Here is a 15,546-nt window from a genome sequence, read left to right as displayed (position 1 = left end):
CGCATCCCACTCATGCCAAATGTCTTCCCGTCCGAATGCAAAAAGCCCCGCTACAAGAGCGAGGCTTTTTTGAAAGTGGTCGGTGAAGAGGGATTCGAACCCCCGACCCTCTGGTCCCAAACCAGATGCGCTACCAAGCTGCGCTATTCACCGAGATTGTTGTCATGAGTCTTGCTCAGCAACGGATGCGTATATTACTGATTAATTTTGTTGAAGCAAGGCTTTTATAGCAACTTTTTTATTTATTAAGTCTGTTTGCTCAGCATATAACCAGAAGCACGAAAAACGTGACCAAATACACACAGTGACATACAGGTTATTAACACACCAAGAACAATTGATCCAGATCAGTGTGCAATTTAACACCAAAAGTTAACGTTACCCCTGTCATTAATACTTTGGAGGAAACATGGACTTTTGGCTTGATCTCCTATTTGGTAATCCAGTCGGCCTCTCTTCAATGATCGTTATCTTTGGAGCAATTGGCTTAATGCTGTTTTACGGTGGTTTCTTCATTTACAAAGTAATGAATGACAAATCTCCTCACTAGAATCGCTTAGCTTCTATTTTGAATAGAAAACCGCTATGCACCGGGGTGGATCGCCTGTTCACTCCGGTTTTTTATGCTCTCACCTTCACGTAAACTTCGTATATACTCGAAAGCAAATTGGCTTATTCGAGATGCAGTCATGTCTCAAGACGATGAACTAAACCTATTTCAACAAATGATGGGCGATGTAAAGCCTCTTCAAAACGATACCGTCGAACTGAAAAAGTCCCACCAGGTCTCAGATGCACAATTAGCGAAGCGAGAGGCGGCACTGTGGTTGTCGGAGCAAGATCCGGAATATCTGTCCATTGATTATGCGCCAATGGTCAAACCCGACGATATCATTGAGTTCAAGCGTGACGGCGTGCAGGATGGCGTCTACCGCAAACTGAGGTTAGGCAAATACCCACTTCAAGCGAAACTCGATTTGCATAGAAAAACCCTGAAAGAAGCTCGTGACGAAGTCGTAAAATTTCTGCAGCAGTGCATGCGCATGGATATTCGCACCGTGATCATTGTACACGGCCGTGGTGAAAGCTCTAACCCACCAGCATTTATGAAGAGTTTTCTGGCTCACTGGCTGACACAAATTAAGGATGTACAGTGTGTGCACAGCGCACAACGCTTCCACGGAGGTAGTGGGGCCGTCTATGTCATGTTAAGAAAAAGCCAGGAAAAGAAGCTCGAAAACCGAGAACGACATCAAAAACGCATGAGTTAAGTGACTTAGTTCGCTGTTGGGTATAAAATACGCGACCTTAAAATCAGACCTAAATATAGAGTGAATACTTCGCATGCAGAACACTGCCGACGGAAAACGTCTCAACAAGTACATTAGCGAAACGGGGTTTTGTTCACGCCGTGAAGCCGACAGGCTGATCGAGCAACAGCGCGTGACCATCAACGGAAAAGTGCCAGAAATGGGCACCAAAGTTCTTCCTGGCGATAATGTTGAAATTGATGGTAAGCCAGTACGCAGCAAAGAGAAGCCAATCTATATTGCTTTAAACAAACCCACCGGTATTACCTGTACCACAGAACGTGACGTACCAGGTAACATCGTTGACTTTGTTGGTCACCACAAACGCATTTTCCCGATTGGTCGTCTGGATAAGCCGTCTGACGGATTGATTTTTCTGACAAACGATGGGGATATCGTCAACAAAATCCTTCGTGCAGGTAACAACCACGAAAAAGAGTACGTGGTTCGTGTCGATAAGCCTGTCACCAAAGATTTTTTGAAAAAGATGTCCTCCGGCGTCGCCATTCTCGATACCGTCACGCTACCCTGTCAGGTAACACAAGAGACCAAGTTTTCTTTTCGCATTACACTGACTCAAGGGCTAAACCGTCAGATCCGTCGTATGTGTGAAGCGTTAGGTTACGATGTTCTCAAACTGCGTCGCGTACGCATTATGAATGTCTCTCTGGACGGTATTCCAAATGGCAAGTGGCGCTATTTGAGTGAAGAAGAAGTCGCGGAAATTCACCGTCTGTGTGAAGGTTCTGTCAGTACTGAAGAAGCCTCTCGCAAAGACGCCAAAGGGCGCCATATTACAAAAGCGACCGATGCAAAACTGCATGATGCCCGTCGAGAAGCAAAAAAAGAGAAGATGAAGACCTTCTCTGGACACGGTGCAGATGAGTTTCGTCGCGGACCAAACCAGAGCAAACGCCGCAAGTCTGATTCCGATAAGCCGCACAGTGGTAAAGGTCAGAGCGCTGGCCGCGCCAATCATGGTAATAAGTCAGGACAGCGCAAACCGGGTAAGCCAACTTCTTCCAAACCAACCCAGTCTAAGCCACGCGTAGGTGGCACCTTGTCGTTGAAAAAGTAACGGTTTAAGCCTCACAAAGGTTAACAAACTTTGCACGAGTTAGTGTCGCCAGATCGGCTGGCGCTAACTCAATTTCCAGCCCACGTTTTCCTGCACTCACGCACATTGTCTCCCTGTACTGCGCCGAAGTATGGATAAAAGTTGGCAGCGCCTTCTTTTGCCCCAATGGACTGATCCCACCCAGTACATAGCCCGTGGTCTTTTGCGCGATCTCTTTGTCTGCCATTTCAGCCTTTTTGCCCCCTGCTGCTTTTGCAGCTAGCTTGAGATTGAGCTTTTCTTCCACTGGAATAACCGCAACTGCGAGATTTTTCGGTTCACCATTGATGGCGAACAGCAGGGTTTTAAAGACTGAGTCGGGATCTTGTCCCAGCGCTTCCACCGCTTCCAGGCCGTAACTATCATGTCTTGGATCATGATCGTATTGATGAACGGTGTGTGTGATTTTCTTCTTTTTGGCGAGATTGATTGCCGGTGTCATTCTATTACTCCGCGAAACATTGCCGTCCTGCGCTTTTTCAGCAAAGAAAAAGCGGTGCCTGTTGGCACCGCTCTATTATATCGACTAAAACTTGTTTAAAGTCTAGTTCTTATAAACCATCTCACCTTTAGGCAGGTATTGGTTCACATCGATAGGGCTGTTCGCTTCCAGGTACTCTTTCAGTACTTCTGCGTCAACAAAACCCGTATTCACGTGACCAGGGTGACCTGTTAGTTTCGGATACCCGTCACCACCAGCCGCGTTGAAGCTTGGTACCGTAAAGCGATACGTTGCTTTTGGATCCAGAGCTTTGCCGTTGATCTTAACGTCAGACACCGATTCCTTACCTACAGTCATTGAAATGCCTGCAAACTGAGCGTACGCACCTGAGTCTACTGGTTTGGTTGCGACCACATTGAGGTAATCAAGTACTTCTGCACCTGTCATGTCGGTATAAGTGATGATGTTGCCGAATGGCTGAACAATCAATACGTCTTTGTATGTCACATCACCTTCTGCAATAGAGTCACGTACACCACCTGAGTTCATTACCGCAAAGTCGGCTTTCGCGCGCTCCATGTGCGCTGTACCAATTAAACGGCCCAGGTTAGTCTGGCTAAAGCGAACCACGTTACGGTCACCTTCAAGCTTACCATTGGTGTTCGCGATTTTGGCACCAAGCTGCTCCTGACCTTTTTCCTGGAATGGCGTCAGGAATGCCAGCATTTCTGCATTCGGTTTGATTTCGTCTTCAACCAGTACGCGCTGACTTTTCCCATCAACTTTGATTTTCTTCTTCAGGTTTACAGGGATCAGGTCATAACTGACCATGTTGAGTTCACCATTTGTGAACTCATAGTCCGCTCGACCCACGTATTTGCCCCACTCGTAAGCCTGAACAATCCAGGTCCCATTTTGAACATCTGGTTTACACTCATCACTTGGTTTGAAGTTTTTCTTCACAACATTAGGGCCTTCCATACAGACAGGCTCTTGTGAGTGACCACCAACGATCATATCTAGGTCACCTTCATTCAGGTAACGCGCTAACGCGACATCGCCCGGTGCGTTAACGCCGCGCTTGCCATCTTCATAGTGACCCATATGCGTCACCGCGAAGATAAGATCTGGTTTTTCAGTCTCTTTTAGTTCTGCGATCAGTTTTTTCGCTTCTACCTTAGGATCACGAAACTCGATGTCACCGATATATTCTGGGTTGCCAATCTTAGAAGTATCTTCCGTTGTCAGACCGATAACAGCAATTTTGATGCCTTGCTTTTTGAAAATGTGGTATGCGTCAAACAGACGTTCACCAGTCTTCTTATCGTAGATGTTCGCCGAAAGCATAGGGAAGTTTGCCCACTCTTTCTGCTTAAACAGAACTTCTAGTGGGTTGTCGAACTCGTGGTTACCCAAAGCCATAGCATCGTAGCCAATCATGCTCATACCTTTGAAGTCTGGCTCTGCATCCTGAAGATCGGACTCCGGAACACCTGTGTTGATATCACCACCAGACAAAAGAAGTACGCTACCGCCTTCAGCTTCTACTTGAGTGCGAATGTCATCGATCAACGTCTTACGCGCCGCCATGCCATACTCGCCGTATTTGTTTTGCCAGAAGCGACCGTGGTGGTCGTTGGTATGCAGAATAGTTAGCTTATAAGTTTCATCAGCATTCCATTCTTGCTCAGGTTGAGTTGCGCATCCTGCTAGTGACGCGATGATGGCCGCACTTAGTACGGATTTAAACATAAGGCTTTTTTTCATTGTCATACCTTTGAACTTTGGGGGGATCCACTGCCTAGAGCATTTTAGTAAACGCTCGCACTGATTGCCGATAGGAATCGAATAGACGTAAAGAGAAACATCGGCAAAATATGCGATAGTTTAAATTAACACTACAAACATAACATTCTCATTTCACTTTTTTGTAGTCTATGTCACAAGTTGCATTGCTTGTGACTATAAAATCATCAGGATAAATATCTGATTCAAAATAAGGTTAATGAAATGACCGGGGGATAGCGAGGGATTCACTCGTTACATAGTTGTAATTCTGCGTAAAAACGATTGCTCAACATATTTAGTAAACATAAAAAAAGCCAGCCCTAAACGGACTGGCTTTTTATACATAACCGAGCTGTAAGCAATACGACTATTTAATGTCGATGTGCTCAAACCCTTTAATCAAATCATCCAACGCCTTCATTTGTGCCAGGAACGGTTCTAACTTATCTAATGGCAGAGCCGATGGACCGTCACATAACGCTTTGTCTGGGTTTGGGTGAGCTTCAATAAACAAGCCTGCAATCCCAGTAGCCAGGCCTGCTTTAGCAAGCTCGACCGTTTGCTCACGACGACCGCCTGAAGCTGCCCCCGAAGGATCGCGCATCTGTAGCGAATGGGTCACGTCAAAGATGATTGGACTGCCATTAGACGCTTTCTTCATCACGCCGAAACCAAGCATATCCACAACCAAGTTATCGTAACCATGGCATGAACCACGCTCGCATAGAATGATCTTGTCGTTACCACACTCAGCAAACTTGTCGACAATGTTCCCGACTTGTCCAGGGCTCATGAACTGAGGTTTCTTTACATTGATCACAGCGTTTGTCTTCGCCATAGCTTCCACAAGATCCGTTTGACGTGCCAAAAATGCTGGTAACTGAATGACATCGACAACATCAGCCACTGGCTGTGCCTGCTCTTCAGTGTGAACATCAGTAATGATCTTCACACCAAAGGTATCTTTCAGCTCCTGGAAGATCTTCATACCTTCTTCCAGACCAGGCCCACGGTAAGAGTGCACGGAGCTGCGGTTAGCCTTATCAAACGATGCTTTAAACACATACGGAATACCCAGTTTTTCTGTCACCATCACGTAGTGTTCACAGATCTGCATCGCCAAATCACGCGATTCCAGCACATTCATTCCCGCAAAAAGAGTAAAAGGCTTGTCGTTGGCTACTGGGATATCACCCACGTGTACTGTTTTCATTTCCATGTTGTAATCTCAATTTTAGTGAAGCGTGACAGGTGAGCGATTAATCGCTGATACCTGCGTTTTCAACAATTCTATAGCAGGGTCATCGGGGCACTGTTCAATGAAATATTGAAAGTCTGTTGCCGCTATTTGATGACAATCCAACTGCTGATAAATATAGCCGCGATCGCGGATTTCATACGGGTCGTCCGGAACAAAAGTCAGTGCAAGGTCAGTACAACGTAGTGCTAATGTGTACTTTTCTTCGCGTAACAAGGCACTTTTCAATAACGCCAACCAACGACCAATTACCGTTGGATTATCGGAAGTGGCCAGGTGCTTGGCTTCAAGTTTAACCAAAGGACCATCATTGCCAATTAACCAGGCATGAAGGCGCTTCTTACTAACATACTCGCCATCATAAGGATTGATATAGACTGGCGCTTCGCCAGGCCAGTTAACCTTGACCAGAAACTGGGTTGGGAAGGTCACCGCCTCAAGGGGCATTCCGAGTTTTCGCCCCAAATAAAGCAGAATCGCTCCCAAACTGACCGGAATGCCTTTACGTCTTTCCAGTACTTTGTCGATGAACGCATTCTCCGAAGAGAAGTAAGCGTCATGGTCTCCACAGAATTGCCACTCGGTGTAAAACAAACGAAGTAGCGAGTCCAAACGCTGCTTGTCATCACGTTCATGAAACAGTGACTGTTCCGCCTCTTTTGCCAGACGTGCCAGCTCTGCTTCCGCCCAATTTTGTTGGGTATCAGGATCCACCGCTTTGTTTAAGATCAGTGCACCTTCAACCAACTCGATCGCATCAAAATCTTCGTCAAACAGTTCAATCATTGCCTACCCCATCAGGAACGGCGTCTTAAGCATAGCGATTTTGCCTGCCATCATCAGCCATCCCAGCGCACCCAAAAATGCGCATGTTCTTAATAAATTGTTCTTTGCTAGCTTAATCGTGAAAAAGGCCAGAGCAAAATAAGCCATAATGCAGGTCACTTTTTCTGTCATCCACGGCGCTGCGTCCGTGAACGGAATAAAACCGGTGATCGCGATCAAGCCAAAGCCTGATAGCAACAACAATGAGTCATTGATATGAGGAAAGCGCTTCAAAAATGGGTGATTCACCTTCGCGGAGTTAGCCACAATCAGTCCAAAACGTACTGAAAGCAAAACCACAGAAATGGCGATTGTCATCATGTGAAAATGCTTTAATCCTTCATACATAGCTACTTCTCTCTATTTCTCTTATTGGTTTACGAGTGCCACTTTCCGAGTGTCACTCTATCGTTGCCTGCATAGTCCTGTTCAGTGACTACATCGCTGAAGCCGTTCTCAAGCAAAATACCTCGTACCGCCGCTCCCTGTTCAAACCCATGTTCAAACAGCAGCCACCCGCCTTCTAACAGATATTCGGGCGCTTGGGCGGTGATGGTCTTAATATCAGCCAGACCGTTCTCTTGAGCAATCAACGCCGTCGAGGGTTCAAATCTCACATCACCCTGAACGAGATGAGGATCATTTTCGTCAATATAAGGAGGGTTAGAGACAATGATTGCAAATGTGTGTCCGCCCTCAATGGGCTCAAACCAACTTCCCTGGCAAAACTTAGCATTGTTGATGTGAAGCTTAGCTGCATTGCCCTGAGCCAGTGCCACCGCCTCTTGCTGATAATCGACACCGGTTACCGCACGATGCGGCAATTCAGACGCTAGCGCAAGCGCAATTGCCCCGGTGCCGGTACCTAAATCGAGGATTTCTCCGTCCAGACGTTGCGCTCTCTCTAGCGCCAGTTCCACCAGACGTTCGGTGTCGGGTCTCGGGATAAGAGTGCTCGGTGCCACGTTAAGCGGCAGTGACCAGAACTCCCGTTCACCCATGATGTAAGCGACCGGTTCACCTGCTACGCGTCGGGTCATCAAGGCATCAAATGCGCTGGATTCAGTCTCGGTCAGGCACTTCTCTGGCCAGGTCAGCAGGTAACTGCGTGGCTTATCCAGAACATGGCACAGCAACACTGCAGCATCAAGGGCTGGCGAATCACTGCCCGCCTCAGAAAGAACAAGCGATGCCCGTTTGAGCACCGCTTCTATCGACATATCTAAAGACATGAATTAGTTGTTCTCTGCCAGCGCAGCCAGCTGATCGGCTTGGTGCTCTTGAAGCACTGGGTCGATAAGGCTTGCCATATCACCTTCCATCACTTCATTTAAACGATAAAGCGTCAGGTTGATGCGGTGATCAGACACACGGCCTTGTGGGTAGTTATAAGTACGAATACGGTCACTACGGTCACCCGAACCCAGTAGGTTACGACGAGCATCAGAAACCTCTGCCGCGCGGCGAGCTTCTTCTGCTTGAACGATACGCGCCGCTAGAACCGCCATCGCTTTGGCTTTGTTCTTATGCTGTGAACGCTCATCCTGACACTCAACCACTGTACCTGTTGGTAAGTGGGTAATACGAATAGCTGAGTCAGTGGTGTTAACGTGCTGACCACCCGCGCCTGATGCACGGAAGGTATCAATCTTAAGGTCCGCCGCTTTGATTTCTGGCAGATCCGCTTCTGGGATCTCAGGCATTACCGCTACAGTACAAGCAGAGGTGTGAACACGACCTTGCGATTCTGTCTCTGGAACACGCTGTACACGGTGACCACCAGATTCAAACTTCATTGTGCCGTAAACTGCGTCACCAGAAACTTTAGCGATCATCTCTTTATAACCGCCCTGCTCTGACTCATTGCAGCTCATCACCTCAATACGCCAACCTTTTTTCTCTGCAAACTTAGAGTACATACGGAATAGGTTGCCCGCGAAGATACCCGCTTCGTCGCCACCCGCGCCAGCACGGATTTCCAGGAAGCAATTGCGTTCATCATTTGGATCTTTCGGCAGCAGCAGGATTTGCAGTTCGTCGGTCAGACGTTCAATCGCAGCTTTCGCGTCTTTGATTTCTTCCTGCGCCATTTCGCGCATTTCTTCATCGTCTTCCTTCGCCATCTCTTCAGCGGCTTCAAGATCTTCCTGAGCTTGTTGGTAGGCTTGGAAACACTTGGTCACTTCTTCAAGCTGAGAGTACTCTTTTGACAGAGCACGGAACTTGTCTTGATCACCGATCACATCAGGATCACCAAGCAGGTGTTGAACTTCTTCGTAACGTTCAACCAGAGTTTCCAATTTAACTAAAATGGAGGCTTTCATAATTGCAGTCTTATCTCAGGGTGTGGCTTATTTAGTCTGGTCTAAGCCCAAACTTTGTCTGATGACCATGAGCTTAGCAGGATCGCCCTGCTCAGCGGCATCTTGTAGCGCTTTTGTCGGCGCATGAATAAGCTTGTTTGTTAATTTATTACTCAGCTCAAGCAGCAGTTTCTCTGGGTCTCCCCCGGCAGCTAGAGCTTGTAAGCTTTTTGAAAGTATATCTTGTCTTACGTCGTTTGCTTCTTTACGGAATTCTCGAATACTGTCTACCGCCTGCAACGAGCGCATCCAGGTCATGAATTGAGCGCTTTCTTCACTCACAATCGCTTCGGCCTGAATGGCTTCCACCTTGCGCTGCTCCATATTGCTATCGACGATTGATTGCAGATCATCAACGGTATACAGATAGGCATCGCTTAATTCACCCACTTGCGATTCAATATCACGGGGGACGGCAATATCGATCAATAGCATTGGCTGGTAGCGGCGCTGTTTGATGGCGGTTTCCACCATACCTTTACCGATAATAGGCAGTGGGCTTGCTGTTGAGCTAATGACAATGTCCGCTCTTGGCAACACATCCGGTATTTCATTCAAGGCAATCACTTCAGCGCCGAACTCAGAAGCAAGCACTTCAGCACGCTCCTTGGTTCGGTTAGCTACAATCATCTTCTGGCAACCGTGGCCTTCCAGGTGCTTGGCGACAAGCTCAATGGTTTCTCCTGCCCCGACCAGTAACACGGTAGAGTCCGCGATAGATTCAAAGATCTGTCTTGCCAAGGTACAGGCAGCATAAGCCACAGAGACCGCGCTGCCACCAATTTCGGTCTCAGTACGCACTCTTTTCGCCACTGAAAACGTTTTTTGAAACAGTTTCTCGATGCCACCTTCTACCGATTGGTGCTCCCTCGCATCACCGTAAGCTTGCTTAACCTGTCCCAGAATCTGCGGCTCGCCCAGTACTAAGGAGTCCAGACCGCAAGATACGCGCATCAAATGCTTGATGGCCGCCTGGTCTTCATAAACATACAGCGAAGGTTTAAGTTCTTCTGCCGAAACATCGTGAAAGCGAATCAGCCAGTCAATCAATTGCGATTTGTTGGCTTCCCCGGTATCACAATAGATTTCGGTTCGGTTGCACGTTGACAAAATGACTGAGCCATTAACATTGGTATTCTCTTTTAGCTCATTCAGTGCTCTATCGAGTTTTTCTGGCGGAAACGCCACTTTCTCTCTCAGATCGACTGACGCTGTATTGTGGTTAATACCAATAGCAAGCAAAGACATGTAACGCGAATTCTCTGATACAGGTTTGACAAATAGGTCAGAATTTTACTTGATGGCACCATTTATTGAAAGACTCTTACCAATTGTTTTCCTGAGTTTGTGGGATTGATGCTATAGTCTTTCGAAAATGTATTGAATTTGAACAATAATCCATCACAAAAGTTATTTTCTATGTACAAACTACATCGTCGCCTCTTTTACCTATTAACCGCAATGTTTGTGCTCGGCTGCAGTACCTTACCCCCCGAACCAGAAAGCGTAGAGTGGCAGGCTCACCGTTCGCAATTGAAGGCTTTGACCCAATACACCGCCAACGGTAAGTTGGGTTACATATCACCTGAACAGCGTCAATCCCTCAATGTACACTGGACCTACTCGGCCAACTTAACTCAGGTCCGCCTCACCACTTTTTTGGGTCAAACTGTATTCAACCTAACCTCGACACCCAATGGCTCTTTTATTGAAACCTATGACGGACAAAAGCTGTCGGGAAAAAATGTCAACGCGCTGATTTATCAATTGACTGGCTTAGACATACCTATTGAGCAACTCAGTGACTGGTTGATTGGATTGCCAGCGTCTGCCGACCAATATCAGCTGAATGAGTTCAACACTGTCGGCAGTTTGCAAAAGCAACTCGCTAACAAACATTGGGAACTGGACTATAACGAATATCGAAGCTTCCCTGTCGACGACCATACCTACTCACTTCCAATGCCAACCCGAATGCAATTACGCCAAGCGGACACCAAACTGAACCTTGTCGTTTCTAAATGGACTCTAAAACAGTGACACCAAAAGCAATGATCGCAGAATCAACAATATGGCCCAGCCCGGCAAAGCTGAACTTATTTCTTTATATCACCGGCCGACAGGCCAATGGTTACCATGAGCTGCAGACCCTATTTCAGTTTATTGACCTTTGTGATGAGCTAGAAATCACCGCCAATAACAGTGGAAACATCACCCTCTCACCTGATATTGAAGGGGTCAAAACCGAAGATAATCTGATTTGGAAGGCCGCGACTGCCTTGCAAACAAAAACTCGCTGCTCCTTCGGTGCCCATATCAACCTAGACAAGATTTTGCCTATGGGCGGTGGAATTGGCGGAGGTTCATCCAATGCTGCCACCGCACTTGTGGCACTGAATTTTCTCTGGCAAACCAAACTGACCACGGATGAACTGGCCGAAATAGGTTTGGCGCTCGGCGCGGATGTTCCAGTTTTTGTACGCGGATTTGCCGCTTTTGCGGAAGGGGTTGGTGAAAAATTGTCCCCTGCGATGCCAAAAGAACAATGGTATTTAGTGATAAAGCCCCAAGTCAGCATTGCGACGGTCGATATATTCACACATCCTGAACTAACCAGAAACACGCCAAAGCGAGCATTATCAACGCTTTTGGACACCCCTTACGTAAACGATTGCGAAAAAATTGTCCGAATGCTGTATCCAGAGGTTGATAAGCAACTTTCATGGCTGCTACAATACGCGCCGTCAAGATTGACGGGGACCGGATCTTGTGTCTTTTCCGTGTTTAACAGCAAGGAAAGTGCAGAAAAAGTCCTTGATATGCTACCTGACAATGTCTCCGCTTTTATAGCGAAAGGATGCAACCGCTCCCCTTTATTAGAGACCTTGGCTAACTATGAATTAGCCCTTTTACAATCTGTTTAAACTGGACGCAACCCTGAGGTTTCCACCGTGCCTGATATGAAGCTATTTGCTGGTAACGCAACACCTGAACTAGCCCAACGTATTGCTGACCGTCTATACATCTCTCTTGGAGATGCTACTGTTGACCGTTTCTCTGACGGCGAAGTCGCTGTTCAAATCAATGAAAACGTTCGTGGTAGTGATGTATTCATCATTCAGTCAACTTGTGCGCCAACTAACGACAACCTGATGGAGTTAGTGGTAATGATTGATGCAATGCGCCGCGCTTCAGCAGGCCGTATTACTGCTGTTATTCCTTACTTTGGTTATGCTCGCCAAGACCGTCGTGTACGTTCTGCCCGTGTGCCAATTACTGCAAAAGTTGTTGCAGACTTCCTTTCTAACGTTGGTGTTGACCGCGTACTTACTATCGACCTACACGCAGAGCAGATTCAAGGCTTCTTCGATGTACCTGTAGATAACATCTTCGGTACTCCAGTGCTTCTTGAAGACATGGCTGAGCGTGGTCTTGAAGATCCAGTGGTTGTTTCTCCTGACCTAGGCGGTGTTGTTCGTGCTCGTGCTACCGCTAAAGCACTAGGTGATATCGATATCGCAATCGTCGACAAGCGTCGTCCACGTGCTAACGTATCTGAAGTTATGAACCTAATCGGTGATGTTGAAGGTCGCGACTGTGTGATCGTTGATGACATGATCGATACAGGCGGTACGCTATGTAAAGCGGCAGAAGCGCTGAAAGAGCGCGGTGCTAAACGTGTATTCGCTTACGCAACTCACGCGGTATTCTCTGGTAACGCAGCGAAGAACATTAAGAGCTCCGTTCTAGACCAAGTTATCGTGACTGACTCAATCACGCTATCTAAAGAGATGGCAGCTACAGGTAAAGTTACTCAGCTAACTCTATCTAGCATGCTTGCTGAAGCAATCCGTCGCATCAGCAACGAAGAGTCAATCTCTGCGATGTTTACTTCAAAGTAATCTTCGTCTAGAACTAAAAAACCACTTCCCTTCGAAGTGGTTTTTTTGTATTCACATTTTTTTGTGCCAACTTAGTGTGCTATCATACCGCGCTTTTGAGATTCAAGAGAGATCTTAACGTTGACTCAGCAAATAAAATTGCTTGTAGGCCTTGCTAACCCTGGACCTGAATATGCGCGAACGCGCCACAATGCAGGAGCATGGGTTGTCGAGGAACTCGCTCGTATTCACAATGTTACGCTAAAGAATGAAGCCAAGTTCTTCGGTCTCACAGGACGAATCCTGGTGAACGGCAGTGACTTAAGACTGTTAATTCCAACGACCTTCATGAACCTGTCAGGTAAAGCCATCGCGGCACTGGCAAAGTTCTACCAGATCAAGCCCGAGGAAATCATGGTGGCTCACGATGAGCTAGACTTGCCTCCGGGTGTCGCCAAGTTTAAGAAAGGCGGTGGTCATGGCGGTCATAATGGTCTGAAAGATACCATTAGCAAGCTGGGCAACAATAAAGAATTCTATCGTCTGAGGATTGGCATCGGCCATCCAGGACACAAAGACAAAGTGTCAGGTTATGTACTCGGTAAAGCGCCGGCAAAAGAACAAGAGTGTCTTGACGCTGTCGTGGATGAATCGGTCCGTAGTCTCGACATCTTATTAAAAGATGGCCTGACAAAAGCACAAAATCGCTTACACACCTTCAAAGCTGAATAAGGTTTACAATCATGGGTTTTAAATGTGGCATCGTTGGTCTACCAAACGTTGGTAAGTCAACTCTGTTTAACGCACTGACTAAAGCTGGTATCGAAGCAGCAAACTTCCCGTTCTGTACTATCGAACCAAACACAGGCGTCGTACCTGTGCCAGATCTACGCCTAGACGCGCTGGCAAAAATTGTTAATCCGCAGAAAATTCTTCCAACTACGATGGAGTTTGTAGATATCGCGGGTCTTGTTGCCGGTGCTTCTAAAGGTGAAGGTCTTGGTAACAAATTCCTCGCTAACATCCGCGAAACTGACGCGATCGGTCACGTTGTTCGCTGTTTTGAGAACGAAAACATCGTACACGTTGCTGGTAAAGTTTCTCCTATCGAAGACATCGAAGTCATCAACCTTGAGCTAGCGCTTGCTGACCTTGATTCTTGTGAGCGTGCAATCCAGCGTAACGCCAAGAAAGCAAAAGGCGGCGACAAAGACGCTAAATTTGAGCTAACCGTACTTGAAAAACTGCTTCCAGTTCTAACTGAAGGTGGTATGGCTCGTACAGTTGATCTAGCAAAAGAAGAACTCGCAGCCATCGGCTACTTAAACTTCCTGACGCTCAAGCCAACCATGTACATCGCGAACGTTAATGAAGATGGTTTTGAAGACAACCCATATCTAGATGCAGTACGTGAGTATGCAGAAAAAGAAAACAATGTTGTTGTTGCGGTTTGTGCGTCTATCGAATCTGAGCTTTCTGAGCTAGATGATGAAGATCGTGAAGAGTTTCTGGCAGACATGGGCATTGAAGAGCCTGGTCTTAACCGAGTGATCCGCTCTGGTTACGAACTACTGACTCTTCAAACCTACTTCACGGCAGGTGTAAAAGAAGTTCGCGCATGGACTATCCCAGTCGGTGCAACAGCACCTCAAGCGGCAGGCAAAATCCACACAGACTTTGAAAAAGGTTTCATCCGTGCAGAAGTTGTTGGTTATGACGACTTCATCCAGTACAACGGTGAATCTGGTGCAAAAGATGCGGGTAAATGGCGTCTAGAAGGTAAAGAATACATTGTTAAAGATGGTGATGTTATTCATTTCCGCTTTAACGTATAAGCTATCGAGCACCTAAAACGATTAAAAAGCCAGCACCTGCTGGCTTTTGTTATTTTTCAAGGTCTGCGAGAGCTCTCTATCATCCATTTGCTATCCGAAACAAACCCATTAAAGTTGTCAATTCATTAGCAGATTTAGATCATAAACAGAGCGGTTTGATTAAAAAAAACCCGAACGGCACTTTTTCGCAAATTTCTTCGCAAAAAAAGTTGACGCATCAAACTCAACTCCGCATAATGCGCCCCGTTCTCAGCGATAAGGCAACTTTCAAAGAGAATCAACAATATGGAAATGGCTACGTAGCTCAGCTGGTTAGAGCACATCACTCATAATGATGGGGTCACAGGTTCGAATCCCGTCGTAGCCACCATTTCCTAAACACTCTTATTTCAGAGTAGTTAGGAAATAATGCGGAAGTGGCGGAATTGGTAGACGCACCAGATTTAGGTTCTGGCGCCGCAAGGTGTGAGAGTTCAAGTCTCTCCTTCCGCACCATCTTTTAGAAATAACGTTTACTCGTTGTTTTCTGCAGGGCTATCGCCAAGCGGTAAGGCAGCGGCTTTTGATGCCGCCATTCCCTGGTTCGAATCCAGGTAGCCCTGCCACTTTTAAAGTGGCAAGTTTTTGAAAAAAAACGTTGGCACAAGAGACGAGTTTGTATTATATTCTCTCGCTCTCAAGAGTGGCTACGTAGCTCAGCTGGTTAGAGCACATCACTCATAATGAT

At 46.7% G+C, this 15,546-nt stretch carries 15 protein-coding genes, 4 tRNA genes and 1 pseudogene; 11 read left to right on the top strand and 9 right to left on the bottom strand.

Going from position 1 to position 15,546, the window contains the following annotated elements:
- Positions 1-76: 76 nt before the first annotated feature.
- Positions 77-153: transfer RNA gene (locus C4S60_RS22795), tRNA-Pro, on the bottom strand.
- Positions 154-409: 256 nt separating this feature from the next.
- Between C4S60_RS22795 and C4S60_RS22790 the strand changes: the two genes are divergently transcribed.
- From C4S60_RS22790 to rluF, 3 genes and pseudogenes are all read left to right on the top strand, one after another.
- Positions 410-550 carry a DUF3149 domain-containing protein gene (locus C4S60_RS22790; RefSeq protein ID WP_103882755.1) on the top strand — a complete coding sequence of 47 codons (141 nt, stop codon included), beginning with the start codon at positions 410-412 and terminating at the stop codon, positions 548-550.
- Positions 551-689: 139 nt separating this feature from the next.
- On the top strand, positions 690-1,271 hold the full coding sequence (smrA, locus tag C4S60_RS22785) for a DNA endonuclease SmrA (RefSeq protein WP_103882759.1): 582 nt from the start codon (positions 690-692) through the stop codon (positions 1,269-1,271).
- Between the two features lie 73 nt (positions 1,272-1,344).
- Positions 1,345-2,136 (top strand): annotated as a pseudogene (gene rluF / locus C4S60_RS22780) (23S rRNA pseudouridine(2604) synthase RluF); the annotation flags it as partial.
- A 256-nt stretch (positions 2,137-2,392) separates the two neighbouring features.
- Here the strand turns inward: rluF and ybaK are convergent.
- The 8 genes from ybaK to hemA all read right to left on the bottom strand — a co-directional run bounded on the left by ybaK (position 2,393) and on the right by hemA (position 10,351).
- The gene (gene ybaK, locus C4S60_RS22775; RefSeq protein WP_103882751.1) at positions 2,393-2,869 is read right to left on the bottom strand and encodes a Cys-tRNA(Pro) deacylase; all 477 of its coding nucleotides are present in this window, start codon (positions 2,867-2,869) and stop codon (positions 2,393-2,395) included.
- A 102-nt stretch (positions 2,870-2,971) separates the two neighbouring features.
- Complete coding sequence (gene ushA, locus C4S60_RS22770) at positions 2,972-4,636, bottom strand: bifunctional UDP-sugar hydrolase/5'-nucleotidase UshA (protein WP_103882749.1); 1,665 nt, start codon at positions 4,634-4,636, stop codon at positions 2,972-2,974.
- A 388-nt stretch (positions 4,637-5,024) separates the two neighbouring features.
- A complete protein-coding gene (kdsA, locus tag C4S60_RS22765) occupies positions 5,025-5,876 on the bottom strand; it encodes a 3-deoxy-8-phosphooctulonate synthase (RefSeq protein ID WP_103882747.1) in 852 nt (283 codons plus the stop codon).
- Between the two features lie 15 nt (positions 5,877-5,891).
- Positions 5,892-6,701, bottom strand: coding sequence for a SirB1 family protein (locus C4S60_RS22760; protein ID WP_103882745.1), 810 nt, complete (start codon positions 6,699-6,701; stop codon positions 5,892-5,894).
- Positions 6,702-6,704: 3 nt separating this feature from the next.
- Positions 6,705-7,088: a SirB2 family protein gene (locus C4S60_RS22755; RefSeq protein WP_103882743.1), complete on the bottom strand. Its 384-nt coding sequence runs from the start codon at positions 7,086-7,088 to the stop codon at positions 6,705-6,707.
- A gap of 29 nt (positions 7,089-7,117) precedes the next feature.
- Positions 7,118-7,972: a peptide chain release factor N(5)-glutamine methyltransferase gene (gene prmC, locus C4S60_RS22750; RefSeq protein WP_103882741.1), complete on the bottom strand. Its 855-nt coding sequence runs from the start codon at positions 7,970-7,972 to the stop codon at positions 7,118-7,120.
- Positions 7,973-7,975: 3 nt separating this feature from the next.
- Positions 7,976-9,064: a peptide chain release factor 1 gene (gene prfA, locus C4S60_RS22745; RefSeq protein ID WP_103882739.1), complete on the bottom strand. Its 1,089-nt coding sequence runs from the start codon at positions 9,062-9,064 to the stop codon at positions 7,976-7,978.
- Positions 9,065-9,091: 27 nt separating this feature from the next.
- Positions 9,092-10,351, bottom strand: a complete 1,260-nt coding sequence (gene hemA / locus C4S60_RS22740) for a glutamyl-tRNA reductase (RefSeq protein WP_103882737.1) — start codon at positions 10,349-10,351, stop codon at positions 9,092-9,094.
- A gap of 171 nt (positions 10,352-10,522) precedes the next feature.
- Here hemA and lolB point away from each other — a divergent pair, with 171 nt between their 5' ends.
- The 8 genes from lolB to C4S60_RS22700 all read left to right on the top strand — a co-directional run bounded on the left by lolB (position 10,523) and on the right by C4S60_RS22700 (position 15,424).
- Complete coding sequence (gene lolB / locus C4S60_RS22735; RefSeq protein WP_103882736.1) at positions 10,523-11,143, top strand: lipoprotein insertase outer membrane protein LolB; 621 nt, start codon at positions 10,523-10,525, stop codon at positions 11,141-11,143.
- An 11-nt stretch (positions 11,144-11,154) separates the two neighbouring features.
- Positions 11,155-12,027 (top strand): 4-(cytidine 5'-diphospho)-2-C-methyl-D-erythritol kinase, encoded by an 873-nt coding sequence (gene ispE / locus C4S60_RS22730; protein WP_103882757.1) that lies wholly within the window; start codon positions 11,155-11,157, stop codon positions 12,025-12,027.
- A 27-nt stretch (positions 12,028-12,054) separates the two neighbouring features.
- Complete coding sequence (locus tag C4S60_RS22725; RefSeq protein WP_103882734.1) at positions 12,055-13,005, top strand: ribose-phosphate pyrophosphokinase; 951 nt, start codon at positions 12,055-12,057, stop codon at positions 13,003-13,005.
- Between the two features lie 120 nt (positions 13,006-13,125).
- Positions 13,126-13,716 (top strand): aminoacyl-tRNA hydrolase, encoded by a 591-nt coding sequence (gene pth / locus C4S60_RS22720; protein WP_103882732.1) that lies wholly within the window; start codon positions 13,126-13,128, stop codon positions 13,714-13,716.
- Between the two features lie 11 nt (positions 13,717-13,727).
- Complete coding sequence (ychF, locus tag C4S60_RS22715; protein ID WP_103882730.1) at positions 13,728-14,819, top strand: redox-regulated ATPase YchF; 1,092 nt, start codon at positions 13,728-13,730, stop codon at positions 14,817-14,819.
- 293 nt (positions 14,820-15,112) lie between these two features.
- Positions 15,113-15,189: transfer RNA gene (locus tag C4S60_RS22710), tRNA-Met, on the top strand.
- Positions 15,190-15,229: 40 nt separating this feature from the next.
- Positions 15,230-15,314: transfer RNA gene (locus C4S60_RS22705), tRNA-Leu, on the top strand.
- Positions 15,315-15,349: 35 nt separating this feature from the next.
- A tRNA-Gln gene (locus tag C4S60_RS22700) sits at positions 15,350-15,424 on the top strand.
- The last annotated feature ends 122 nt before the right edge of the window (positions 15,425-15,546 follow it).

Origin of the sequence: Vibrio hangzhouensis, from assembly GCF_900107935.1 — a bacterium.
Classification (GTDB): domain Bacteria; phylum Pseudomonadota; class Gammaproteobacteria; order Enterobacterales; family Vibrionaceae; genus Vibrio; species Vibrio hangzhouensis.
The sequence above is the reverse complement of the archived record's forward strand: the minus strand, read 5'-3'. Positions and strand labels throughout refer to the sequence as shown.